Source organism: Sinorhizobium sp. RAC02 (assembly GCF_001713395.1).
GTDB lineage: Bacteria > Pseudomonadota > Alphaproteobacteria > Rhizobiales > Rhizobiaceae > Shinella.
This window is the reverse complement of record NZ_CP016452.1, coordinates 1,165,968-1,188,619: the sequence shown is the minus strand read 5'-3', so window position 1 is coordinate 1,188,619 and position 22,652 is coordinate 1,165,968. Positions and strand designations below refer to the sequence as shown.

Here is a 22,652-nt window from a genome sequence, read left to right as displayed (position 1 = left end):
CTTCGTTCACGGCAAGGAATCACATCTCGGGAATTTGGAGCCCCTGCATCAGGAAAGCTACAACACGCTTTAGATGCAGTCGCGATGGCCTGCACCATCTTCAGTCCATCAGACCGCGCAAGCACATTTCATGGTCCGCAATGATTTTACAATCCTAAACCGGCGACTGGCAATCCAAGGCGCGTTGCGAAAAGCAACGAGCGTATGACGCGGGATTTGCACAGTTACCCTATTTAATCTTTGAGACGGACGCCCTCAATAATTTGCCAATATACATAACATCTTCCTGCACCGTGGCTGTCTTGAGCGCCAAATTCCCGTCTTTGTTGGGTGCGCCAATCGTCAAGGTGACGTGCGCACCCAAAGTATGCGGCTTCACGAAAAGTATCTTCTCAGAATCGAGCAATATTGGACGGTTGTCCTCTGTCGTCAATTGAAGCCATGCCATCTAGTGCGTCTCCCGTTTTCTCTTTCTCGACAGATCATGGTTCATGCCAGATAGAGGTTCAGTGTCGGATCGATTGGTGTCTTATAGCGTTAGAAAAATTGGCTGTAAAAGAACCTCCTACCAAGAGCGAAACACATGTGAGAATAGAAACGCATAAGCAGCTTCCAGCCGGAGCATATGGCGTAAAGAATTAACAGCTATACCCACCAGAGTCTTGGTGAGATCGAGGATTGACGCGGAGCGGAGGATCATGATTCAAGTTATGGGTTGATCATCTTGTATCGGCAAGCGCCAAAGGGTGAACATGAATCCGCTTTGTCTGGGGAAACCAACGGCCCCTCGACGCAACGGGAGTGACAATCGTCAGTTCATTGGGGCGCTTTTGTGGCCTGCCCGAGCCGGTCCGCTCCCTCTGGCGCAATGGCGTCAGAGGTTCGCCGAGGCTGATCATGCCAACTCTTCCGACTGCACTTCGACGGGGATCCTCTTGCCGTTTCGTGTGTCGAACTCGAAGAAGGTTAGGGTCGCGGCGCGGAAGGCGCCAATCGCCATAATAGCCGCCACCGGCACGCCCTCCTTCATCGCGAAATTCGAAATGTCATTGAAGGCCTCTTCGCCCGTGTCGAGAGCAAGGATGACGCAGCGTCCGCCGGTGTCTCCTGCCAGAAGTTTATGCCTCATCACCTGCCCCGCTCTATTTGAAGGGAACGGGTCAATGGCCGTTTCTATTCGGAACGCTCAGGAGTGCAGGTATAGAAGCCCCATCCTCGTACCGCACGAATCCATGCTGCGAAGAGCTACGGCGGGGCTTTACATGCAAGTCACTCGCCTATCATCCACCAAGCTCCGTCGCCACCAGTTGGGCGATGCCGCCGAGGGTAAAATTCGCCAGCCTGTCTGCCAGTGTCTCGTTGCTGACATTTGCGCGGTCGAGGGGGCTCAACACCTCCGTCAGGCGTTTCTCGGCAATCAGCAGCATGAAGCAGGGCGCCATGATCGACAGGGCGGCCTGGGCGACGAGCGGGTGATCCGGTGCCACGCCCATGGTCTGGGAAAGGACGCCGAAAATCAGGGCCTTCTTCGGCTCCAGTTCCTCACGGCGAAGCTTTTCGAAATGGGGCGTCGGCGCGATCAGTTCACGCACGATCACCTTGGCCGGCCATGACGCGCTGCTTTCAGAGCGAACCACGCTGACGAGAAGGCCGATCAGCCGGCGCAGCCTGTCCTTCGGGTCCTGGTCGGCGGAAACCACCCGGGCGAGAACCTGATAGTTGACGAGCCGGCGATGCGCCTCGGCCAGCACCTCCTCATAGAGCGGTTCGATCCCGCCGAAATGGTAGTTGACGGCGGCGGCATTCGCGCCCGCGCGATGAGCAATCTCCTTCGCCGTCGCGCGGTCAAAGCCCGATTCTGCAAAGACCGCCCCTGCCGCCTCGAGCAGGCTTACCCGAGTCGCGGCGCCGTCAGGCCGCCCGCCAACCGTCGACGACCGCCTTGAACCTTTCGCCATTCCTGCTCCTCGTTGACCGAATTCAAATTTAGATTTAAAATTACGATTTGACAACCCGCTTGGTCGCTCCTGACCGGCTTCTACGGGCGCATTTCAGGGATCAACAGAATGAAACGCCTCTTCATTATTGCCCTCCTTCTGGCGATCCTCGCCGCTGGCGCCTGGTGGTATCGGCAGCGCACACAAGCACCGGCCGAACTTGCCCTTTACGGAAACATCGACTTCCGGCAGGTAACCCTTGCCTTCAACGGCAACGGACCGGTGACCGAGGTGCTTGTCGAAGAGGGCGCGCAGGTGAAAAAAGGCCAGGTCATCGCCCGGCTGGACACCAGCCGCATCGTACCGCAGATCGACCAGGCGGTGGCCCAGGTGGATGCCCAGCAAGCGAGCCTGACACGCTTGAAGAACGGCACCCGGCCGGAGGAAATCGCCCAGGCGCGCGCCAATCTCGTGGCTGCGGAGGCGGAGGCCGCCAATGCACGCCTGCAATTCGAGCGACAAAGTGCGCTCGTCCCCCGCGCCGCCGCCAGCCAGCAAACGCTCGACAATGCCCGGTCGGCGGCGGCGGTGGCTGACGCCAAGGTCGTTGCTACGCGCAAGGCGCTGGATCTTCTCGTCGCCGGAACGCGGATCGAGGAAATCCAGCAGGCTGATGCTCAATTGCGCGCCGCCGAGGCGCAAGCGGCCTTTCTGCGGGCGCAGCTTGCCGATACCGACCTCCGGGCGCCGGTCGATGCCGTCGTCCGTTCCCGCCTGATCGAGCCTGGCGAGATGGCATCGCCGACGCGCGCCGCATTTTCGCTCGTAACCATCAGCCCGAAATGGGTGCGCGCCTATGTTTCGGAAACCCAACTCGGGCAAATCCGCCCCGGGATGAGGGCAGAGATTAGCGTCGATTCTATGCCCGGCCGCGCGATTGCGGGCTGGATCGGCTTCATCTCGTCGGTCGCGGAGTTCACGCCGAAGACGGTGCAGACCGAGGAATTGCGCACCAGCCTCGTCTTCGAAGTCCGCGTCTTCGTCGAAGACCCTGACAACGTGCTGCGCCTCGGCATGCCGGCCACCGTTCGGCCGCGTCTCGACGAGACGCCCCAGAAAAACGGTGGATGAGACCATGGACGAGCGGCCGCTCTGCCTTATCGCGAGGGATGTGCACAAGACCTTCCGCCGGAATAGCGGCGAACCGGTCGAAGCGCTTGCCGGCATTTCGCTGGCCGTGCGCAAGGGTGCCCTGACCGCCCTTGTCGGCCCGGACGGAGCCGGCAAGACGACCCTTCTCCGCCTGGCGAGCGGACTGGTCGCCCCGGATTCCGGCAGCCTGGAGGTCGTCGGGCTTGATGTAAGCACCGTGCCGCAGGCCGTTCAGGACCGTATCGGCTACATGCCGCAGCGTTTCGGCCTCTATGAAGACCTGAGCGTGCAGGAAAACCTCGACCTCTATGCCGACCTGCACGGTGTCACCGGCGCGCAACGCGCGGAAGTCTACCCGCGCCTGTTCGAAATGACGCAGCTAGGGCGGTTCAGGGAGCGGCCAGCCGGGAAACTTTCCGGCGGCATGAAGCAGAAGCTCGGCCTTGCCTGTACGCTGGTGCGCGCGCCCGAACTGCTGCTGCTCGATGAGCCGACGGTCGGCGTCGACCCGCTGTCGCGGCGCGAATTGTGGGACATCGTCTTCAAGCTGATCCGCGAGGACGGCCTGTCGGTTGTCGTCGCCACCTCCTATCTCGACGAAGCGGAACGCTGCGATCATGCAGTGCTGATGCATGCGGGCAAGATACTCGCCGAAGGGCCGCCGGCGGAGATCACCGCCAAGGCGGAAAGCTGCTGCTTCCTCGTCAACGGACCGCAAGGCCTACCCGCCCGCTCCCTGCAAGCCCGCCTGTTTGCGCTGCCCGGCGTCGTGGATGCCGTGCCGGAGGCCGGTCGGGTCCGGGTGGTGCGCCGGCCCGGCCAGCAGGACGCCGCCCTGCAGATCGAGGGGCTTTCGCTCGACATGGAGCCGGTCGAGCCCCGCTTCGAGGATGCCTTCATGATGCTCTTCGACAGCGTCGCGGGAGAACGGGACCGTGTCAGCCACACGGCGATTGCCGCAGGTGGCAGCGGCCCGGTTGACGAAGCGGTCGTCGAAGTGCGTGACCTCGTGCGAATGTTCGGCGATTTCACGGCCGTCGATCATGTCAGTTTCAGCGTCCGCCGCGGCGAGGTCTACGGGCTTCTCGGGCCCAATGGTGCTGGCAAGAGCACGACCTTTCGCATGCTCTGTGGCCTGCTGCCGGCGACCGGCGGCACGCTGAAGGTGGCGGGCGCCGACCTGCTGCGGGCGGGCGCGAAGGCCCGCGAGCGGCTCGGCTATGTCGCCCAAAAATTCTCGCTCTACGGCCAGCTGACGGTCGACGAGAATCTGGAATTCTTCGCCAGCGCCTATGGCCTGCGCGGCAGCGGCAAGAAAGACAGAATCCGCGCGCTGAAGAACGAATTCGCGCTGGAAAGCCTCTCCGATCTGCCGAGCGGCCAGCTTCCCGGCGGCTTCAAGCAGCGCCTCGCCCTAGCCGCCGCCCTCCTGCATGAACCGGATATCCTTTTCCTCGACGAGGCGACGAGCGGCGCCGACCCCATCGCCCGACGGCAGTTCTGGGGCCGGATCACCGCGCTTTCGGAACAGGGCGTCACCGTCATCGTGACGACCCATTTCATGGAAGAGGCGGAATATTGCGACCGGATCATCATCCTCGATGCCGGCCGGAACCTTGCGGAGGGAACACCTCTCGAAATCCGCGAGCGGGTGGCGACATCGGATGACGCCGCGCCGTCCATGGAGGAGGCCTTCATCACAATCGTCGAGCGGGAGCGGCTGAAGCGAACGGAGAAGGCCGCATGACCAGACGTTCCGATCAGTCCGGCGGTCTTGCCGCATCGCTGCGCCGAACACGCGCCCTGATCCGCAAGGAAACGCGGCAGCTCCTGCGCGACATCAGCAGCATCGCGATCGGCATCGTCATGCCCGTCACGCTGCTCGTCCTGTTCGGCTACGGCATCAACCTGGACGTCAAGAACGTGCCCGTCGCGATCCTGATGGAGGACAGTTCCGTCGAGGCGCGCGGCGTCGCCGCCGCCTTCGAACTCTCGCCGTATTTTTCCACGCGAACCGTCCACACCATGAACGAGGCCGAAAGGATGCTGATGGCCGCGGACGTGCGCGCCATTGTCCGCATCCCCTCAGATTTCGCCCGCGGCATCGACCTCGGCGCGGCAGAGGTTCAGTTGATCATCAACGGCGCCGATGCCAATACCGCGCGCATCTCCCTCGGTTATGCGCAAGGGGCCGTCGGCATCTGGGCGGCAAAGGAAGCCGCGCGCACTGGCGGCATCGTGAGCGGTGGCATCGTCATCGAGCCTCGCCTCTGGTTCAACGAAGCCAATGACAGCAGCTACTTTCTCGTGCCCGGTCTGATCGTTCTTGTGATGACCCTGATCGGCGCCCTGCTGACGGCGCTGGTGATGGCGCGCGAATGGGAACGCGGCACGTTCGAGGCGCTGTTCGTGACGCCGGTCCGCTCAATCGAAATTCTTCTCGGCAAGACCGTGCCCTATTTCCTACTCGGCCTGATCGGGCTCGTGCTCTGCGTCGTCGGCAGCAAGCTGCTGTTCGGCGTGCCGCTGCGCGGGTCGCTCGTCATCCTTACCGTTGTGTCGATGCTCTACCTGCTCGTCGCCCTCGGCCTTGGCCTCGTCATCTCTTCGGCGGCCAAGAGCCAGTTCGTCGCAAGCCAGGTGACGGTGCTGCTCACCTTCCTGCCGGCGATGATGCTGTCCGGGTTCATGTACGACCCGCGCAGCATGCCCTTTGCCGTCCAGGTGATCACCTATGTGTTTCCGGCACGCTACTTCGTGACGCTGCTGCAGTCGCTTTTCCTTTCGGGCAACAACTGGAGCGTCATCCTTCCCAATGCCGCCGTTCTTGCCGGAATGGCAATCGCGCTCCTGACACTTGCCGCACGTCTCACGCGCAAGAGGATCGCCTAGATGCTGGCCTCTTTTCTTCGTATCCTGACCCTCATCCGCAAGGAGCTTCTCGTCATCCTGAAGGATCCGAAAAGCCGCGCCAGCCTCGTCGTGCCGCCGATCCTGCAATGCCTGATCTTCGGCTACGCGGCCACCTACGACCTTAACAGCGTGCCCTATGTCCTGGTGGACCAGGATCGCAGCACCGCGTCGATCGCCCTTGTCGCCAAGCTCGAAGGCTCGGGCCTTTTCCAGCGACAGGGCACGTTCACACAGACGGCGCAGGCCGCACCGCTGCTCGATGCCGGGCGCGCCATGGTGATCGTGGTGATCGGACCCCGCTTCGAACGCGACCTCGAAGCGGGTGCGGCGGCCCCCGTTCAGGTGATTGCCGATGGCCGGAATTCAAACACCAGCGGCATCGCCCAGGGGTATGCAAGCACGATCATCGGCGATTTTGCGGCCGCGCGGCAGGCGGAAACGGGTGCCAAAAGTGCGGGCGTCAAGGCATCGACGCGCGCCTGGTTCAATCCGCAACTCGAAACCCGCTGGAGCATGGTCCCGTCACTCATCGGTACCATCACCATGATGATGACGATGATGCTGACTGCGATGTCCGTGGCGCGCGAACGGGAGGAAGGCACGTTCGATCAGCTTCTCGTCGCCCCCTTCACACCGACCGAGATCATGATCGGCAAGGCCGTGCCCTCGATGATCGTCGGCATCACCCAGGCCTCGGCGATCCTGCTGGTTGCGCTCTTCTGGTTCCAGATCCCCTTCGCGGGATCCCTCTTCACACTCTATGTCGGCCTGGCCCTCTTCCTCGCCGCCGCCATCGGCTTCGGTCTCTTCCTCTCGTCGCTTGCGGGAAACATGCAACAGGCGATGATCCTGTGCTTCGTCTTTCTCATGCCATTCATGCTGCTGTCGGGCCTCGTCTCGCCAACCGACAACATGCCCGCCGCCCTGCAATACCTGACGATGATCAATCCGCTGACCTACGCCATCCGCATCACCCGCACGGTCTACCTCGAAGGCGGCCAGTTCGCCGAACTCCTGCCCGACATGCTGGCGCTCATCGCCATCGCGGCCGTGACGATGCCGATCTCCGCATGGATGTTCAAGCACCGGCTGAACTAGCCGGCCCGGCTTGCGCGTCAAGTTGAATGCAAACGGGGACCGCCGGCGGCGGTCCCCGTCTGAAATGCAAAACGGCCAATTTCCGCGATCAGCCCTGCGACGGTTTCCAATCGCCCGAGGGGATGCTGTTGATCATCCAAGGCACGCCGAACTTGTCGACGAGGGAGCCGAAGCCGGGGGACCAGAACGTTTCCGCAAACGGCATGACCTGCTTGCCGCCTTCGGAAAGCTGGTCGAACCAGCGCCTGCCTTCGGCCTTGTCGGTCGTATGCAGGGTGACGTCGAAGCCGTTCTTGGGCTTGTCGACATTCGGCGCCCAGGCGACATCCATGTCGGCCCCCATCAGCGCCTGATCGCCGACATCCAGCCAGCAATGCATCAGCCAGTCCTTGTATTTCGCATCGCTGATCGGCATGTCCGGCGGGGCGTCGCCATAGGGCATGGCTGCGGTAATCTTGCCGCCCAGCACCTTGGCATAGAATTCGAATGCTTCGCGGCACTGGCCCTGGAAACTCAGGCTTGTCACGATCTTCATGGTTGGCTCCTCGTTGTTGTTCTCCCTCCGCGGGCCTACAGTCCGCGAATGAATTGATATCAACGTAAATTGCGGTCCAAGTCAACCTGCGGCGACCATCACTGATGGCCTGCCCACTTCCAGGCGCACGGGCAGAATGGAAATGCTTGCGGCGTCGGCCCCTTCTGCATTAGGGATCACCCCTCATTGCCAGCTATCTTGCTTTGCACCATATTGCCGCTGGCGCGAACCCGAGGACACCGCACCGAATGACATCGCTGGACGCCGACGGCAAAATCCATTCGCGCAAATTCCTTGTCCTGCTTCTCGGTTCTATCGGCGTTGTCTATGGCGACATCGGCACGAGCCCGCTCTACGCCTTCCGCGAAGCGTTGCGGCCGTTCGTCGCCGACGGCGTTGTCCGCGAGGACGTCGTCATCGGCCTCATTTCCCTGATGGTCTGGACGCTGACCATCATCGTGACCTTCAAATATGTGCTGTTCCTGCTGCGTGCCGACAATGACGGCGAAGGCGGAACGCTGTCGTTGCTCGCGCTGCTCATGAAAAAATCTGGCAGCTACCTGCCGGTGCTGTTCTTTGCTGGCGTCATCGGCGCCGCGCTCTTCATCGGCGATGCGATGATCACGCCGGCACTCTCCGTCATGTCGGCGCTGGAGGGGCTGAAGCTCGTGACGCCAGCCTTCGCCGACTACGTGCTGCCCATGTCGGCGGCGATCATGGTGGGCCTCTTCCTCGTGCAATCGAAGGGCACGGCCGCGGTTTCCAATTTCTTCGGGCCGGTCACCGTCGTCTGGTTCCTCGCCATGGCCTGGGGCGGCCTCATCCATATCGGTGACAACCTGACGATCCTTCAGGCGCTCAACCCATTGAATGCGCTGTGGTTCATCACCCATGCCGGCGCCGTCGGCCTAATCGTGCTCGGCGCTGTCTTCCTCACCGTCACCGGCGCCGAGGCACTCTATGCCGACCTCGGCCATTTCGGTCGGCGGCCCATCCAATGGGCCTGGTTCATCCTGGTCTTCCCGGCACTCACGCTCAACTATCTCGGACAGGGCGCCCTCGTCCTCACCAATCCCGAGGCCGTCGAGAACCCGTTCTACCTGCTCTATCCCGACTGGGCCCTGTTGCCGATCGTCATCCTCGCCACCATGGCGACCATAATCGCCAGCCAGGCGGTCATCACCGGTGCCTTCTCGCTGGCACGCCAGGCGGTGCATCTCGGCTTCCTGCCGCGCCTGATGATTAAGTTCACCTCGGAAACCAATACCGGCCAGATCTACGTGCCGGCGGTGAACGGCGTGCTGTTCGTCGGGGTGATCGTGCTCATCTTTTCCTTCGGGGATTCGGAATCGCTGGCAACCGCCTATGGTATCTCGGTGACGGGCGCGATGGTGGTGACGACCCTGATGGCGCACCAGTTCCTGCGCCAGATCTGGGGCTACTCCACCCTCACCGCCACCCTGCTCCTGCTGCCGCTTCTTCTGGTCGAGGCTGTGTTCCTGGCCGCGAACCTTCTGAAGGTCCATGATGGCGGCTGGGTACCGGTCGCCTTGGCGATCGCCATCATGCTGATCATGTGGACCTGGACGAAGGGCACCAAATATCTCAAGACCAAGACCGCGCAAAGCGATATTCCGCTGACGGATTTCATCGCGGCGCTGGAGAAGAAGTCCAAACACGCCCCGGCCATCGTGCCCGGCACGGCCGTGTTCCTGACCAGCGTGCCGGATCGCACGCCGGCGGTGCTTCTGCACAACATCAAGCACAACCACGTCCTGCACGAGCGAAACGTCATCCTGACGGTGTGGACGCAGGACAAGCCCTACGTGCCGGAAGAAGAACGCATCGAGATGCAGAAGCTCAGCGACCGCTTCCTGCGCATCGACCTGACCTTCGGCTTCATGGATGAACCGAACGTCACCAAGGCGCTCAGCATCTGCCGCAAGAAAGGCTTCAAGTTCGAGATCATGCAGACCTCGTTCTATCTCGGCCGGCGCGTCCTCGTGCGCTCGCCGACCGTTGGCCTGCCGGTCTGGCAGGAGCGCCTCTATATCGCGCTCGCCAATTTCGGCATCGATCCGTCCGATTACTTCAAGCTGCCCGCCAACCGGGTGGTTGAGCTCGGCGAGCAGGTCGCCATCTGATTTTTTCAGAGGCACCGCGGCTCACCGGGCGAGGCGGAACTCGACGGACGCGCCGCGGCGCTGGCAACGGACCGCCCGGCGGTCCCGGTTGCTCTCTTCCAGGGCATAATGCATGGCGGCGTCTTCATTGGCGAAGAGGCCGCCGACACGACCGAGACGGTCCTCGACGACCCACCAGCCGTGATGATCGCGCCCGACCGTGAAGCGGGGCGGTTCGGTTATCGCGGCAGGACGGTGCGGGCGACGGTGTCGGGCAGGACTACGCATGGATGTTTCTTTCGGAAGGAATAGCGCAGTCTGCGCTCAAAGTTGCGGGAGAAAATGCTGGACGGCGGCTGCGGCGGCCAGGATCAGGCCAACGCGCAGCAGAAGCGCCGGTATCGGCAACGGCGGCTGTGGCTGCCGCATGGTGGCGGTGACCGCCAGCGTCTTATGGGTTTTCTTCTTGCGTGCCATGTCACTTGCCCTCAGCTTGCCCTGGCAAGCTGCGCGGCGCTTTCCGGCAAGCCGGCAAGCGCACGGCGCACGGTCGCGCCGGCCCCGAGCGTGGTCGGCACCAGCGGGAGCCGCACCGCCTCGGACAGGCCGAGGACGGGCATGAGCCCGTGCTTAATGGCAGCCGGATCCGGCGTATCGCCGAGCGCCATGAAGAGGGGCGCAAGACGATCCTTGAGGTCGAGGGCGAGATCGACATTGCGCGTGCGCAACGCCTGGTGCATCGCGCTCGTCAGGCGCGGCGCGAGATTTGCCGCAGTGGAAAACGTTCCGCTACCGCCAAGCACGTTGAAGGCGAAGGCCGTCGTATCGTGTGCGGAGTACAACACCAGTCGCTCGCGCAGCCGCCGGTCGATCACGGCGAGGCGCGCCATGTCGCCCGATGCGTCGATGAAGCCGTGGATGCCGGGAACATCGCTGAGCGCCCAGAGGGTTTCGGCCGTGACATCCGAGCGGGTCGTTGCCGGGTCGGCCATGACGAGGATCGGCAGCGCGGTCGCTTCCGCCACGGCGCGCATATGGGCGATGATGCCCTTCTGCGTCGGCTTGCTGTAATAGGGCGTGGTGACGATCAACGCATCCGCCCCCTCCTCTTCCGCATCGAGGGCAAGCGCTATGGTCGCCTCGGTCGAATAGGTACCGACGGAAGCAAGAACCGGCACGGAGAGACGGGCGGCCTTAACCACGGCGGCGAGCGCGGCACGGCGCTCCTCCCGGCTCAGCGAAGACGCTTCACCAGGCCTGCCGCAGGCGGCAAGGCCGGACACGCCGCTGGCGATCTGCCAGTTGACGAGAGAGGCAAGCCCCTCGTGGTCCACCCCATCGCCGCGGAAGGGCGTGACGAGGTCTGTGATGAGGCCCTGAACGGGATTGCGGCGTCGAAAGTCTGGCATGATATCTTTTCCTTTCAATGTTTGACCGGACCGGCGCGATCCAGCGCCACCAGCGCGGCCATGACGGCAGCCACCCGGTCGATATGAACCGCAACGGCGCGGGGAATGGCGCCGTCCGAGCAGATGCGCGCGATCCAGGTGCCGTCGAGGCACACCAATTGGTCGAGGTGACAGGTCGGGCGCGCGGCATCGACCAGCAGCCGGCTTGCGGCCACGAGGTCATCGCGCTCCATCAATGTGCGGAAGCGATGCCGGAACTCGGCATCGTCGCGCGCCTCAGCCAGGGATGGCAGGGTGCGCAGGATTTCCCACAGGTGATGCTCGCGCAGGCGGTGGGCGGCGGCGATACGCTCGGCAAGCACCTCGGCAGCCGGCAGGTCCGCCTCTGCCCGATGACCGCGCATTACCGTTTCGGACGATGCGGCCCTAGGCATGGAGAACCCCGAGCAGAATCGCGGCAACAAGCAGCATCGTTGCGAGGATGGCTCCCGCGGCGAGCGGCATGGGTTCGTCCCGCTCCTTCCCATGGCTCGCCTGATCGTGCAGGCGCACGCGATGATGAAGGAAGATCATCCGCGTCGAAAGCGGTGGAAGATGATGGTCCGAAAAATCTCTCCGCATGATGGCACCTCTGCTGATGGATCGCCGTGACCCCACCCGGAAGGGCATCGGTCACGACCATCTGAAGCTAGGCGTCCGCGGATATTTTCTCGATTGGAAGGCGGGGACGGAAAAATAGGAATTGCATAAACGACGCCCTGCCGCCGTCACGGCTATGTGAGAAGCACGAAAATTTCATCGGCAGTGCGCGCGGCGCGAATGGCCGCGACGGTGTGATCATGGCGCAATTGCCGCGCGATACAGGAGAGAATGTTGAGGTTCTGCCCATACCCTGCGGCAGGCGAGAGAAGCAGCACGACAATGTCGACCGGAATATCGTCGACCGCCTCGAAATCGATCGGCCGGGCAAGCCGGGCGACGATGGCAAGGCTCCTCGGCAACCCTTCGATGAGCGCATGCGGGATGGCGATCCCCCGCCCTATACCGGTCGAACCGAGGTTTTCGCGGGCAAGCAAGGCCTTGGCGATGACGCCGGCCTCGATCCCGGTCTGCCGCGCGGACATGTCGGCCAGCTGCCGCAGAAGCTGATGCTTCGAAACGGGCGGCAGGTCGACGGCGATGTTTTCCAGCGCCAGGTGGTCGCTGAGCTGCATGATGAACTCCATGAATGCGATAATCAGCTCGCGTCGACGAGCCTGTAGCCGACACCGGTCTCGGTGAGGATGTATTGCGGCTGGTCTGGTGTGCGCTCGATCTTCTGCCGGAGCTGGCGGACATAGACGCGCAGATACTGTACGTCGGTCAGACCGTCCCAGACATGTTCGAGCAGGAAACGATGGGTTAGCACCTTGCCGGCATGCTGCACGAGAATGCGCAGAATATCATATTCCTTCGGCGAGAGTTTCACCTCCTCACCCGCAACCTTGACGATGCGCTTGACGAGGTCCACCGAGAGATCGCCCGTCTGGAAGATGGGTTTCTCCCCCTGCGTTTGCAGCCGGTGACGCAGCGCCACGCGGATGCGCGCGACCAGCTCGTTCATGCCGAAGGGCTTGGTGATGTAGTCATCCGCGCCAAGCTCCAGCGCTTTCACGATGCCGGCCTCGTCGGTGCGGCTCGACAGGATGACGACGGGTAGGTCGAGCCCCTCCGCGCGCCACCTGGCCAGCAGGTCATGCCCCGGCATGTCCGGCAGGCCGAGGTCGAGCACGATCAGATCCGGTTTTTCCGATTTGACCAGTTCGATCGCCACCTTGGCGTTCATCGCCTCGATGATGGCATAGTCCTGCGTGGAGAGCCCGACGCGCAGCAGCTTGCGGATCGGTGGCTCGTCATCGACGATCAGGATGCGGACGGCGGTATTGGTCATTCGTTTCCTCCCAGGACGGGCATTTCGGCCGACACCGGCATGCGGATGGTAAAGACGGCGCCGGCACGGTCAGTGCGGTTGGCAGCGGTGATCGTGCCGCCCATCGCCTCGACGAAACCGCGGCAGATCGAAAGCCCGAGCCCCGTGCCGGCGCGCACGTGATCACCTTTGCGCACGCGGTAGAAGCTGTCGAAGATGCGCTCGATATCGTCGGGCGGAATGCCGAGGCCTTCGTCGACGACAGACAGCAGAAGGGCATTGCCGTCCTGCCGGCCGCGGACTTCGATCAGCGTGTCTTCCGGCGCATATTTGGCGGCGTTGTCGATAAGATTGAAGAGCACCTGCTCGAAAAGCACGGGGTCGACCCGCAGCATCGGCAGGGTTTCCGGAATGTGCACCTCGACCTTGTGATGGGACACGATCTTGCCGGCGCGCGAAAGCGCCGTGCCGACGATGTCGCCGGCAAAATGCCAGGCGTAATTCGGTTCCATGGCGCCGGCACCGAGGCGGGTCATGTCGAGCAGGTTGGCGATGAAGCGGTTGAGACGCTCGGATTCGTCGATCACCGTCGATAGCAGCTCGCGCCGCGCGTCCTCGTCGAGTTGCGCACCAAGCCCCTTCAGCGTGTCGGCAGAGCCCATGATGGCGGCAAGCGGCGTCTTGAGGTCGTGCGAGATGGAAGTCAGCAAGGCTGAGCGCAGCCGATCCGTCTCGACCGCAAGCCTGGCCTTGTCGACGTCGGAAACGAGCTGCACGCGCTCGATCGCCAGTGCCGCCTGGTCCGACAGGGCATCGAACAGGCGCTGTTGTTCGGGCGTCAGGATCGGTCCCTGCTTGTCATTGTCGAGGCCGATGACGCCAACCGCATCGCGGCCGGTGCGCAGGGGAAGATAGAGCCGCTTGGCGCCCGGCAGCGTATCGGCGCCGCGGCCGGCCGGCCGATTGTGCTCCCAGGCCCATTTTGCCGCGGCGATATCGGCATCGACCAGCGTATCGTCCGGTGGGTAGCCGGCCTTGACCGCCACCGAACTGCCCTCCGGCAGCAAGATGACGACCCGCACCTTGAGCATCGAGGCAATCTGAAAGGCGGTCGCCCAGAGCACATCGTCGAGCGTGCCGGTGCCGGCAAGCTTTTTGGAGAAGAGATAGAGGTCTTCCGTCGTGCGGGCCCTCTGCCGGGCGGCCGCGGCCTGGCGCTGCACCGCGGCCGTCAGGTTCGAGGCGACAACCGCGACACCGAGATAGAAGAACAGCGCGACAATGCTTTCCGGGTCGCGGACCGTGAAATTGTAGCGCGGTTCGAGGAAGAAGAAGTTGAAGGAGAGCGCACCGAGCAGCGAGGCGAAGAGACCGGCCCCAAGCCCGCCCTGCACGGAGGCCGCGAGCACCGCCATGAGGAAGACGAGCGCGAGGTTCTGCACGTCGAGCGTCTGATCTAGCGCGATGCCGGCAAGAATGGCGAGCAGGATGAAAATGACGCTCAACAGATAGGGTTTGATGCGAAAGGGTTTTGGCGCCTGGGCGGCCTTCACGCCACGCGTCGGCTGCCCTTCCTTGTCATCTCCGGAAATGACGTGGACGCTGATATTGCCGGCATAGCGGATCAGATCATGGGTGACCGAGCCCTGCCAGAGCTGCCGCCAGCGCGATCCGCTCGGGCGGCCGACGACGATATGTGTGAAGTTGTTGGTATTGGCATAGGCGATGATGTCGCGTGACAGCGAAAGCGCCGGCAATGTCACGGTTTCGGCGCCAAGTTGTTCGGCAAGCCGCATATTGGCGGCGAGCCGGTCCTTGTCCTCCTCCGGCAGGCTGACCGCCTGCGGCGTGTCGAGATGCAGCACCGCCCAAGGCGCACGCAACCGGTCGGCCTGGCGTCGAGCGTAACGCACGAGGCTGGCGCCATTGCTGCCATGGCCGAGGCAGACCAGCAGGCGCTCGCCGGCCGCCCACGGCCCCGAAATGGCATGGGCCTGCATGTGGTTGAGCAGCTGCTCGTCGACGCGCTGGGCGGTACGGCGCAGCGCCAGTTCACGCAGCGCCGTCAGGTTGCCCGGTGAAAAATAGTTCTCGACCGCCCGCTTGGCCGTTTTCGGCACGTAGACCTTACCGTCCGCCAGCCGCTTGATTAGGTCTTCCGGCGTGATGTCGATGATCTCGATGTCGTCGGCCCGGTCGACGATGGAGTCCGGCACCGTTTCACGCACGCGTATGCGGGTGATCTGCGCCACCACGTCGTTGAGGCTTTCCACATGCTGGATGTTGAGCGTCGAATAGACGTCGATGCCGCGCGAAAGCAGCTCCTGCACGTCGAGATAACGCTTGGGATGACGGCTGCCGACGGCATTGGTATGGGCGAGTTCGTCGACGAGGACGAGCGCCGGCCGGCGTTCGAGGATCGCATCGAGATCCATTTCCTCAAGTGTCTGGCCGCGATAGTCGATCGTCCGGCGGGCGATGACCTCGAAGCCGTCGACGAGCGCTTCCGTCTCCTTGCGGCCGTGTGTCTCGACGACACCGATGACGACATCGACGCCGTCGGCCTGCCGCGCGCGGCCGGACATCAGCATCTCATAAGTCTTGCCGACGCCCGGCGCTGCACCGAGGAAGATTTTCAGGCGCCCGCGCGTCTCCCGCTGCGCGTGCTCCAGCAGAGCGTCCGGCGACGGCCTGTTCTCAATCTCGCGACGGTCATCCGGCATGAATATCCACCCAATTCCTCCGACCGGCCGAAAGGCCGGTCGGAGACGCCCATTTCAGTTTACGAACGGGCCTCGTCAAGCGCCATATTGAGGCGCAGCACATTCACCACAGGTTCGCCGAGGAAACCAAGCTCACGGCCCTCGATCTGCCGGTCGACGAGCGCACGCACTGCGGCCTCGTCCATCGCCCTCGCCTTGGCGACGCGCGGCACCTGGAAATAGGCTGCATCCGGCGAGATATGCGGGTCGAGACCACTGCCCGAGGCCGTGACGAGGTCGATCGGCACTTCAGCGCCCGGGTTCGTCGCCTTCGCCGCCTCGTAGTCCGTCTTTACCCGGTCGATCAGCTTCTGGCTGGTCGGGCCGAGGTTGGAACCGGAGGAGCCGGCGGCGTTGTAGCCGTCGCCCGCCGCCGAGGGACGGCCGTGGAAGTACTGCTCACCGGTGAAGGCCTGGCCGATGAGTGTCGAACCGACGACCTGGCCATTCTTCTCGATCAGACTGCCATTCGCCTGACCGGGGAAGACGGCCTGCGCGATGCCGGTCATCGCGGCGGGGTACAGAAGGCCGGTGATTGCCGTGGTGGCCACGATCATGACGATGGCCGGACGGAGTTGCTTGAACATGGTTTTGCTCCTTAGACGAGGCCGAGGGCCGTAATGGCCATGTCGATCGCCTTGATGCCGATGAAGGGCACGACGATACCGCCGAGGCCGTAGATCAAGAGGTTGCGGGAGAGCAGCGCACCGGCGCCGACGGCGCGGTACTTGACGCCCTTCAGCGACAGCGGGATCAGCGCGATGATGATCAGCGCGTTGAAGATGATCGCAGACAGGATCGCCGACTGCGGGTTCGTCAGGCCCATGATGTTCAGCACGCCGAGTTGCGGATAGAAGGCGAGGAACATGGCCGGAATGATCGCGAAATACTTCGCGATGTCGTTGGCGATGGAGAAGGTCGTGAGCGCGCCGCGGGTCATCAGGAGCTGCTTGCCGATCTCGACGATCTCGATGAGCTTGGTCGGGTCGCTGTCGAGATCGACCATGTTGCCGGCCTCGCGGGCGGCGACCGTGCCGGTGTTCATGGCGACGCCGACATCCGCCTGGGCAAGTGCCGGCGCATCGTTGGTACCGTCGCCGCACATGGCGACCAGCTTGCCCTTGGCCTGTTCCTCGCGGATGAGCTGAAGCTTGTTTTCCGGTGTCGCCTGGGCGAGGAAGTCGTCGACGCCTGCTTCCGCAGCGATTGCCGCCGCCGTCATCGGGTTGTCGCCGGTGATCATCACGGTGCGGATACCCATGCGGCGCAGTTCCGCAAAGCGTTCGCGAATGCCGCCCTTGACGATATCCTTCAGCTGGATGACGCCGAGCAGCTTGCCGTCGCGCGCAACTGCAAGCGGCGTACCGCCGGCCTTGGCGATCTCGTCGGCAGAAGCCTGGAGCTCTCGCAACACGTCCGACTGCGCAACGCTGGCAGCGGAGGCGAGCACCGCATCGACCGCGCCCTTGCGAATCTGCGAGCCTTCAAGATCGACGCCACTCATGCGGGTCTGCGCGGTGAAGGGCACGAAGGACGCCTTGAGGCTCGCCATGTCGCGGCCACGGATGTCGTACTTCTCCTTGGCGAGCACGACGATCGAGCGGCCTTCCGGCGTCTCGTCGGCAAGCGAGGCGAGCTGGGCAGCGTCGGCAAGTTCCTGCTCGGTGACACCACGCACCGGCTTGAAGGCCGTCGCCTGGCGGTTGCCGAGCGTGATCGTGCCTGTCTTGTCGAGCAGCAGCGTATCGACGTCGCCGGCCGCCTCCACCGCACGGCCAGACATGGCCAGCACGTTGAAGCGCACGAGGCGGTCCATGCCCGCAATGCCGATGGCCGAAAGCAGCGCACCGATGGTCGTCGGGATCAGCGTCACGAACAGTGCGACGAGAACGATGACCGGGATCGAGCCGCCGGCATAGGAGGCGAAGCTCGGAATGGTGGCGGTCGCAAGCACGAAGATCAGCGTCATGCCGGCAAGCAGAATGTTGAGAGCGATTTCGTTCGGCGTCTTCTGGCGTTCCGCACCTTCGACGAGCGAGATCATGCGGTCGAGGAAGGTAGAGCCGGCAGCAGCCGTGATGCGCACCCGGATCCAGTCGGACAGGACCTGCGTGCCACCGGTGACGGCCGAGCGGTCGCCGCCGGATTCACGGATGACGGGCGCGGATTCACCGGTGATCGCCGCTTCGTTGACCGAGGCTACGCCTTCGATAACCTCACCGTCGGACGGGATGATGTCGCCCGCCTCGACGAGCACGACGTCGCCGACCTTTAGGCTGGTGCCCGGCACCATCTTGTAGTCGGTGGTGCTGCCAGTGGCGAGCAGCTTGGCCTGGGTTTCGCTGCGCGCCTTGCGCAGTGAATCGGCCTGGGCCTTGCCACGGCCTTCGGCGACGCCTTCGGCGAAGTTGGCGAAGAGCACGGTGAACCAGAGCCAGAGGTTGATCTGGAAGGAGAAGCCGAGATCACCGCCACCGGTAACAACGTCGCGCAGGAAGAGGACGGTGGTGAGGACCGAGACGGTCGCCACGACGAACATGACCGGATTGCGGGCAAGCGTGCGCGGATTGAGCTTGGTGAACGCAGCGCCGATCGCCGGGATGAGAATGCGAGAATCCAGGACGCTCGCGGATTTTGCCTGGCTCATAAGAGACTCCAGCTTTGAAACAAAATGCGGAACCGGTGGCCGGTCAACCGCGAAGGAATTCGATGATGCAGGCGATGGCGAAGAGGGCGCCCAACATCGCCAGAATGGCATTGGACGCACACCATCGGCTGCTTTCTCCACCCCGGCGAACCGGGGTGGAGACGGAAGGTCTTGTCACGCGACGCATCATGGCCGCTCCTCAGAAGGTCTGCCCGGCCAGCATGGCCAGGTGTTCGACGACCGGGCCAAGCGCCAGCGCCGGGAAGAAGGTGAGACCGCCGACGATGAGGATCGTGCCGACGAGCAGGCCGACGAAGAGCGGGCCGTCCGTCGGGAAGGTGCCGGCCGAGGCAGGAACCGTCTTCTTGGCGATCAGCGAACCAGCAATCGCCAGTGCGGGAACGATGACCAGGAAGCGCCCCATCAGCATGCCGAGGCCGAGCGTGACATTGTACCAGGGCGTGTTGCCCGTCAGGCCGCCGAAGGCCGAGCCGTTGTTGGCCGCAGCCGACGTATAGGCGTAGAGGATCTCGGAGAAGCCGTGTGGGCCGGCCGTACCGATCGATGCGACCGCCGAGGGCATGACGCTCGAGATGGCCGTGAAGACCAGCATGGCGAGCGGCAGGCAGAGGATGGCGAGCACGGCCATCTTCATCTCCTTCGCCTCGATCTTCTTGCCGAGGTATTCCGGCGTGCGTCCGACCATCAGGCCTGCCACGAAGACAGCGACGATGATGAAGAGGACGATACCGTAGAAGCCTGCGCCGACGCCGCCGACAATGACCTCGCCGAGCTGCATGTTGATGAGCGGGATGAGGCCGCCGAGCGCCGTGAAGCTGCCATGCATGGCATTGACCGCGCCGCACGAGGCTGCCGTCGTGACCACTGCGAAGAGCGAGGACATGACGATGCCGAAGCGGGCTTCCTTGCCCTCCATGTTCCCGCCCTGCAGGCCGAAGGCATGCATCAGCGAGTTGCCGGAGGCTTCCGCCCAGTAGGTAACGGCGACACCGGCGACGAACAGCACGCCCATGGCGGCGAGGATCGCCCAGCCCTGGCGCTGGTTGCCAACCATGCGACCGAAGACATTGGTGAAGGCCGCGCCGATCGCGAAGATCGAGACCATCTGGATCATGTTCGAGATGGCGTCGGGGTTCTCGAAGGGATGGGCCGAGTTGGCGTTAAAGAAGCCGCCGCCATTCGTGCCGAGCATCTTGATGGCGAGCTGCGAGGCGACCGGGCCGACCGCGATGGTCTGCTGCGCACCTTCCAGTGTCGTCGCCGTCACATAGGGGCCGAAGGTCTGCGGCACGCCGAGCGCGACATAGGCGAGCGTCAGCACGATGCAGATCGGCAGCAAGATGTAGAGCGTGGCGCGGGTCATATCGACCCAGAAGTTGCCGAGCGCCTTACCCGAGGCGCGCGAGAACGCGCGGATCAGGGCGACGGCAATCGCCATGCCGGTGGCGGCAGAAACGAAGTTCTGCACCGTCAGCCCGGCCATCTGCGTCAGATAGGACATGGTGCTTTCACCGCCATAGTTCTGCCAGTTGGTATTGGCGACGAAGCTGATGGCGGTGTTGAACGACAGTTCCGGCCCGACCGCGGTCATACCGGCAGGATTGAGCGGCAGCATGCCCTGCATGCGCTGCAATCCATAAAGCAGCAGCAGGCCGGCAAGGTTGAATGCGAGCATGGCGAAGGCGTAGCTCGTCCAGCGCTGCTCTTCGCGATCGCTGGTGCCGGCCAGGGCGTATAGCCCCCGTTCGATCGGAACGAGGACGGGAGAAAGAAATGTACGTTCCCCGGCAAAAACGCGCGTCATATAGGCGCCGAGCGGTTTGACGAGGGCAAGGACGATCCCGCAGAAGAGCAGGATCTGTAGCCATCCGTTGAGGGTCATGGGAGGAAACTTTCAATACCCGGCAGCTTCATCAGAAGCGTTCTGGCCGAATGAGAGCGTAGGTCAGGTAAATGGTGAGAAAGACGGTGACGGCACCGCTAAAGACATAGTCGAACAACATCGTATGCTCTCCTCACAGCCTGTCGCAGGCTTGCGTGTAGGCAAAGCAGAGGGCGAAGAAGACGACCGCTGTGCCGATAAGAATGACGTCGATCATCATTCGGACTCCTTTGGTTTGGGCGGAGCGAGACAAGCCAAAAGGCGCCGTCCGGACGGGCGACACCGAGAAAGCTTTCTAGCGTGGAGAGCATCCTTCGATCTCTCACGCTCTGATATGTGGCCAAACCGGATAGGCATTCGAGAGCAACCGGGCGGCGAAAAAATAGGAATCCTATAGGAATTTTGGCGGACGCCGCTCGAAGACAGGGCGAAGGCTACGGCCGGCGGACCGTGTAAAACCAACTATCAAGACCTGTCCGCAACAGGCCAGATCTTATGAAAGCGGTTCTATCTCGCCATCGAGACTTCTGGACAAATCGTGCATATCGTCGAACGCAACGACGTTCAGGGCCAAGGAACGCCCGCGCACATCGATCGTACGCTGGCTTGCTGCCGACAGATCGAGGCCCGCGCGGCGGGCAGCCCGTTCGGATGCGACCAGATAGGCGTCGAGTTCCTTCGCTGCCCCCTCCAGTCTGCTTGCAATATTGACCGTATCGCCAATCGCCGTGATGCCGATTGCCGATCCGTAGCCGATGGCGCCCACGACGGCGGGGCCAACATGGATGCCGATTGCCAGCCGGAGGGGAGCCCTCAGTTCCTCGGCAAGCTCCTGATTGAGTTCACGGATGCCCTCGCCGATTGCAACGGCCGCGGCAAACGCCCCACGGCAGGGATCAAGCGCACTGGGTGTGACACCGAACAGCGCCATGACCCCGTCGCCGACGAATTTGTCCAGCTTGCCCCCTTCCGCCTCGACGGCGCGCCCAACCACGGCAAAATAGCGGTTGAGCAGGAAGACGACGTCAAAGGGCAGGCGCGCCTCGACGAGTTTGGTGAAGCCGCGGATATCGCAGAACAGGACCACGACCTCCTGCTCCCTGCCCGGCGCGACACTCAGGCGCGGCACCACCTCGGCAGCAGTGACCGCGGTCGACAACAGCGGAATGACCGTGAGATCGCTCATCGCGCGCAATTGGCAGGCCAGTCTGACATCCTTGCCGGCATTGATCCTCGCCAGCGTCTTCTGCTCGGTCTCCGTTGGCGGCGACAGGCGGTGCAAGCCCTCGATGACACGGACACGGCACGTCGAGCAGCGCCCCTTGCCGCCGCATGTGGAGTTATGGGGTATGCCGTGCCGGCGGCTCGCTTCGAGGACGCTGAAGCCACGCGGCACCCGGACGGTGTGTCCCGCGCCATAGCGGATTTCCACCATGTTCCGGCGCAGGCGCAGATAGCGAAGGAGACGAAAGGCGAAGAGGCCGCCGACCAGCGCCACCAAAACCGAATAGACGATCGTGCGCGCGGTGTCGGCAAACGCGGTGCTCGCACTCTCGGGCGGCATAGCCGTTACCGAGGGATCAAGGCCGCCTTTCGTAGCCAGTCTAGCGATCGTCTGGCCGGCATCGACAAATCCAAGCAATGCCAGGGACGGAAGCAGTACCGCGACGGCAAGGAAGACCGGCTGGTGCCGCGCGAACCAGGATCGCTGCCGCAGCCAGAAATACAGCCCGAGACAGCCGTGCGCCCAGGCGACGACGAGCACGAAGGACTGCTTCACGCCACCGACAGGAGACACGACCCATAGATTGTAGATGACGCGGGCATACTGGTCCCTGACGCCGGTGGTTTCATGAAGCACCCTGGTGCCGAAGACATGATCGACCAGCAGGAACGGCAGCAACAACCCGAAGGCAATCTGGGCAAACTCGCCAAGGGGCATGCGCCACGCCCGGCGCGAATAGATGGCCCGGAGAGCCAGCGCAAAATGAACGAGAAAAGCGCCATACAGCGCAACGGTGCCCGGTGTGCTTCGCCAGATCGTAAGAAAAACGCCTCGCCCGGTTTCCATGGCGTCGAGAGAGACGAGCCCAAGCGCGTGGTTTGCAAGATGGGTCGCAACGAAGGAAAAGAGCACAAGCCCCGACGCCAACCGAACCTGCCGCGTCGAAAAGGAAGGACTGGTGATGTTCGGCCTCCTGCAGTCGCGCTTCTCATCGCGCGGCCCCATCTTACAGGATCGGAATCGCGGTACGCCACCGGAT

Annotated in this window: 22 protein-coding genes; 6 read left to right on the top strand and 16 right to left on the bottom strand. The window is 63.1% G+C overall.

Annotation, left to right across the window (positions count from 1 at the left end; all coding sequences use genetic code 11):
- Nucleotides 1–229: 229 nt before the first annotated feature.
- The 3 genes from BSY16_RS26600 to BSY16_RS26590 form a co-directional block, all read right to left on the bottom strand.
- On the bottom strand, nt 230–448 hold the full coding sequence (locus BSY16_RS26600; RefSeq protein ID WP_069062794.1) for a hypothetical protein: 219 nt from the start codon (nt 446–448) through the stop codon (nt 230–232).
- A 447-nt stretch (nt 449–895) separates the two neighbouring features.
- Nucleotides 896–1,129 carry a PCC domain-containing protein gene (locus tag BSY16_RS26595; protein ID WP_069062793.1) on the bottom strand — a complete coding sequence of 78 codons (234 nt, stop codon included), beginning with the start codon at nt 1,127–1,129 and terminating at the stop codon, nt 896–898.
- Between the two features lie 151 nt (nt 1,130–1,280).
- Nucleotides 1,281–1,958, bottom strand: coding sequence for a CerR family C-terminal domain-containing protein (locus BSY16_RS26590; RefSeq protein WP_069062792.1), 678 nt, complete (start codon nt 1,956–1,958; stop codon nt 1,281–1,283).
- A gap of 108 nt (nt 1,959–2,066) precedes the next feature.
- Between BSY16_RS26590 and BSY16_RS26585 the strand changes: the two genes are divergently transcribed.
- The 4 genes from BSY16_RS26585 to BSY16_RS26570 are packed head-to-tail and all read left to right on the top strand — an operon-like array spanning nt 2,067 to nt 7,100.
- On the top strand, nt 2,067–3,068 hold the full coding sequence (locus tag BSY16_RS26585) for an HlyD family secretion protein (RefSeq protein ID WP_150130156.1): 1,002 nt from the start codon (nt 2,067–2,069) through the stop codon (nt 3,066–3,068).
- A gap of 4 nt (nt 3,069–3,072) precedes the next feature.
- Nucleotides 3,073–4,836: an ATP-binding cassette domain-containing protein gene (locus BSY16_RS26580; RefSeq protein WP_069062790.1), complete on the top strand. Its 1,764-nt coding sequence runs from the start codon at nt 3,073–3,075 to the stop codon at nt 4,834–4,836.
- On the top strand, nt 4,833–5,981 hold the full coding sequence (locus tag BSY16_RS26575; protein WP_069062789.1) for an ABC transporter permease: 1,149 nt from the start codon (nt 4,833–4,835) through the stop codon (nt 5,979–5,981). Before BSY16_RS26580 ends, BSY16_RS26575 begins: the two co-directional genes overlap by 4 nt.
- On the top strand, nt 5,982–7,100 hold the full coding sequence (locus tag BSY16_RS26570) for an ABC transporter permease (RefSeq protein WP_069062788.1): 1,119 nt from the start codon (nt 5,982–5,984) through the stop codon (nt 7,098–7,100).
- Nucleotides 7,101–7,188: 88 nt separating this feature from the next.
- On the opposite strand, the gene BSY16_RS26565 is transcribed toward BSY16_RS26570, so the two are convergent.
- Nucleotides 7,189–7,635, bottom strand: coding sequence for a VOC family protein (locus BSY16_RS26565; protein WP_069062787.1), 447 nt, complete (start codon nt 7,633–7,635; stop codon nt 7,189–7,191).
- A gap of 248 nt (nt 7,636–7,883) precedes the next feature.
- Between BSY16_RS26565 and BSY16_RS26560 the strand changes: the two genes are divergently transcribed.
- Nucleotides 7,884–9,779 carry a potassium transporter Kup gene (locus BSY16_RS26560; RefSeq protein ID WP_069062786.1) on the top strand — a complete coding sequence of 632 codons (1,896 nt, stop codon included), beginning with the start codon at nt 7,884–7,886 and terminating at the stop codon, nt 9,777–9,779.
- Nucleotides 9,780–9,800: 21 nt separating this feature from the next.
- Here BSY16_RS26560 and BSY16_RS31755 read toward each other — a convergent pair whose 3' ends face one another.
- From BSY16_RS31755 to BSY16_RS26545, 4 genes are read right to left on the bottom strand one after another with little or no spacing between them, the layout of a single operon-like run.
- Nucleotides 9,801–10,046, bottom strand: a complete 246-nt coding sequence (locus tag BSY16_RS31755; protein WP_083243134.1) for a hypothetical protein — start codon at nt 10,044–10,046, stop codon at nt 9,801–9,803.
- Between the two features lie 36 nt (nt 10,047–10,082).
- On the bottom strand, nt 10,083–10,235 hold the full coding sequence (locus tag BSY16_RS32565) for a hypothetical protein (RefSeq protein WP_171902488.1): 153 nt from the start codon (nt 10,233–10,235) through the stop codon (nt 10,083–10,085).
- 11 nt (nt 10,236–10,246) lie between these two features.
- Complete coding sequence (locus BSY16_RS26550; RefSeq protein WP_069062784.1) at nt 10,247–11,167, bottom strand: dihydrodipicolinate synthase family protein; 921 nt, start codon at nt 11,165–11,167, stop codon at nt 10,247–10,249.
- Nucleotides 11,168–11,181: 14 nt separating this feature from the next.
- Nucleotides 11,182–11,601, bottom strand: a complete 420-nt coding sequence (locus BSY16_RS26545; RefSeq protein ID WP_150130155.1) for a hypothetical protein — start codon at nt 11,599–11,601, stop codon at nt 11,182–11,184.
- Here BSY16_RS26545 and BSY16_RS32185 point away from each other — a divergent pair.
- Nucleotides 11,600–11,818, top strand: coding sequence for a hypothetical protein (locus tag BSY16_RS32185; protein ID WP_150130154.1), 219 nt, complete (start codon nt 11,600–11,602; stop codon nt 11,816–11,818). The genes BSY16_RS26545 and BSY16_RS32185 overlap by 2 nt on opposite strands.
- Nucleotides 11,819–11,940: 122 nt before the next feature.
- Here BSY16_RS32185 and BSY16_RS26535 read toward each other — a convergent pair whose 3' ends face one another.
- The 8 genes from BSY16_RS26535 to BSY16_RS26500 form a co-directional block, all read right to left on the bottom strand.
- Nucleotides 11,941–12,381, bottom strand: a complete 441-nt coding sequence (locus tag BSY16_RS26535; RefSeq protein WP_069063717.1) for a PTS sugar transporter subunit IIA — start codon at nt 12,379–12,381, stop codon at nt 11,941–11,943.
- A gap of 23 nt (nt 12,382–12,404) precedes the next feature.
- On the bottom strand, nt 12,405–13,097 hold the full coding sequence (locus BSY16_RS26530; RefSeq protein WP_069062781.1) for a response regulator transcription factor: 693 nt from the start codon (nt 13,095–13,097) through the stop codon (nt 12,405–12,407).
- Nucleotides 13,094–15,799 carry a DUF4118 domain-containing protein gene (locus tag BSY16_RS26525; protein WP_069062780.1) on the bottom strand — a complete coding sequence of 902 codons (2,706 nt, stop codon included), beginning with the start codon at nt 15,797–15,799 and terminating at the stop codon, nt 13,094–13,096. Before BSY16_RS26525 ends, BSY16_RS26530 begins: the two co-directional genes overlap by 4 nt.
- A gap of 59 nt (nt 15,800–15,858) precedes the next feature.
- Nucleotides 15,859–16,425 (bottom strand): potassium-transporting ATPase subunit KdpC, encoded by a 567-nt coding sequence (gene kdpC / locus BSY16_RS26520; RefSeq protein ID WP_069062779.1) that lies wholly within the window; start codon nt 16,423–16,425, stop codon nt 15,859–15,861.
- Nucleotides 16,426–16,436: 11 nt separating this feature from the next.
- Nucleotides 16,437–18,485, bottom strand: a complete 2,049-nt coding sequence (gene kdpB / locus BSY16_RS26515) for a potassium-transporting ATPase subunit KdpB (protein ID WP_069062778.1) — start codon at nt 18,483–18,485, stop codon at nt 16,437–16,439.
- A 199-nt stretch (nt 18,486–18,684) separates the two neighbouring features.
- The gene (kdpA, locus tag BSY16_RS26510) at nt 18,685–20,388 is read right to left on the bottom strand and encodes a potassium-transporting ATPase subunit KdpA (protein ID WP_069062777.1); all 1,704 of its coding nucleotides are present in this window, start codon (nt 20,386–20,388) and stop codon (nt 18,685–18,687) included.
- Nucleotides 20,389–20,419: 31 nt separating this feature from the next.
- Complete coding sequence (gene kdpF, locus BSY16_RS26505; protein ID WP_069062776.1) at nt 20,420–20,509, bottom strand: K(+)-transporting ATPase subunit F; 90 nt, start codon at nt 20,507–20,509, stop codon at nt 20,420–20,422.
- Nucleotides 20,510–20,881: 372 nt separating this feature from the next.
- On the bottom strand, nt 20,882–22,618 hold the full coding sequence (locus BSY16_RS26500; RefSeq protein WP_069062775.1) for an adenylate/guanylate cyclase domain-containing protein: 1,737 nt from the start codon (nt 22,616–22,618) through the stop codon (nt 20,882–20,884).
- Nucleotides 22,619–22,652: the final 34 nt, after the last annotated feature.

What these genes read in the sequence shown, in the direction of transcription:
- BSY16_RS26600 (WP_069062794.1), bottom strand. Translation starts at nt 448, where the DNA reads ATGGCATGGCTTCAATTGACGACAGAGGACAACCGTCCAATATTGCTC.
- BSY16_RS26565 (WP_069062787.1), bottom strand. Translation starts at nt 7,635, where the DNA reads ATGAAGATCGTGACAAGCCTGAGTTTCCAGGGCCAGTGCCGCGAAGCA.
- kdpF (WP_069062776.1), bottom strand. Translation starts at nt 20,509, where the DNA reads ATGTTGTTCGACTATGTCTTTAGCGGTGCCGTCACCGTCTTTCTCACC.
- BSY16_RS26595 (WP_069062793.1), bottom strand. Translation starts at nt 1,129, where the DNA reads ATGAGGCATAAACTTCTGGCAGGAGACACCGGCGGACGCTGCGTCATC.
- BSY16_RS26570 (WP_069062788.1), top strand. Translation starts at nt 5,982, where the DNA reads ATGCTGGCCTCTTTTCTTCGTATCCTGACCCTCATCCGCAAGGAGCTT.
- BSY16_RS26590 (WP_069062792.1), bottom strand. Translation starts at nt 1,958, where the DNA reads ATGGCGAAAGGTTCAAGGCGGTCGTCGACGGTTGGCGGGCGGCCTGAC.
- BSY16_RS26550 (WP_069062784.1), bottom strand. Translation starts at nt 11,167, where the DNA reads ATGCCAGACTTTCGACGCCGCAATCCCGTTCAGGGCCTCATCACAGAC.
- kdpB (WP_069062778.1), bottom strand. Translation starts at nt 18,485, where the DNA reads ATGAGCCAGGCAAAATCCGCGAGCGTCCTGGATTCTCGCATTCTCATC.
- BSY16_RS26580 (WP_069062790.1), top strand. Translation starts at nt 3,073, where the DNA reads ATGGACGAGCGGCCGCTCTGCCTTATCGCGAGGGATGTGCACAAGACC.
- BSY16_RS32565 (WP_171902488.1), bottom strand. Translation starts at nt 10,235, where the DNA reads ATGGCACGCAAGAAGAAAACCCATAAGACGCTGGCGGTCACCGCCACC.
- BSY16_RS26525 (WP_069062780.1), bottom strand. Translation starts at nt 15,799, where the DNA reads ATGCCGGATGACCGTCGCGAGATTGAGAACAGGCCGTCGCCGGACGCT.
- BSY16_RS26500 (WP_069062775.1), bottom strand. Translation starts at nt 22,618, where the DNA reads ATGGGGCCGCGCGATGAGAAGCGCGACTGCAGGAGGCCGAACATCACC.
- BSY16_RS32185 (WP_150130154.1), top strand. Translation starts at nt 11,600, where the DNA reads ATGGAGAACCCCGAGCAGAATCGCGGCAACAAGCAGCATCGTTGCGAG.
- BSY16_RS31755 (WP_083243134.1), bottom strand. Translation starts at nt 10,046, where the DNA reads ATGCGTAGTCCTGCCCGACACCGTCGCCCGCACCGTCCTGCCGCGATA.
- BSY16_RS26585 (WP_150130156.1), top strand. Translation starts at nt 2,067, where the DNA reads ATGAAACGCCTCTTCATTATTGCCCTCCTTCTGGCGATCCTCGCCGCT.
- kdpC (WP_069062779.1), bottom strand. Translation starts at nt 16,425, where the DNA reads ATGTTCAAGCAACTCCGTCCGGCCATCGTCATGATCGTGGCCACCACG.
- BSY16_RS26575 (WP_069062789.1), top strand. Translation starts at nt 4,833, where the DNA reads ATGACCAGACGTTCCGATCAGTCCGGCGGTCTTGCCGCATCGCTGCGC.
- BSY16_RS26530 (WP_069062781.1), bottom strand. Translation starts at nt 13,097, where the DNA reads ATGACCAATACCGCCGTCCGCATCCTGATCGTCGATGACGAGCCACCG.
- kdpA (WP_069062777.1), bottom strand. Translation starts at nt 20,388, where the DNA reads ATGACCCTCAACGGATGGCTACAGATCCTGCTCTTCTGCGGGATCGTC.
- BSY16_RS26560 (WP_069062786.1), top strand. Translation starts at nt 7,884, where the DNA reads ATGACATCGCTGGACGCCGACGGCAAAATCCATTCGCGCAAATTCCTT.
- BSY16_RS26545 (WP_150130155.1), bottom strand. Translation starts at nt 11,601, where the DNA reads ATGCCTAGGGCCGCATCGTCCGAAACGGTAATGCGCGGTCATCGGGCA.
- BSY16_RS26535 (WP_069063717.1), bottom strand. Translation starts at nt 12,381, where the DNA reads ATGCAGCTCAGCGACCACCTGGCGCTGGAAAACATCGCCGTCGACCTG.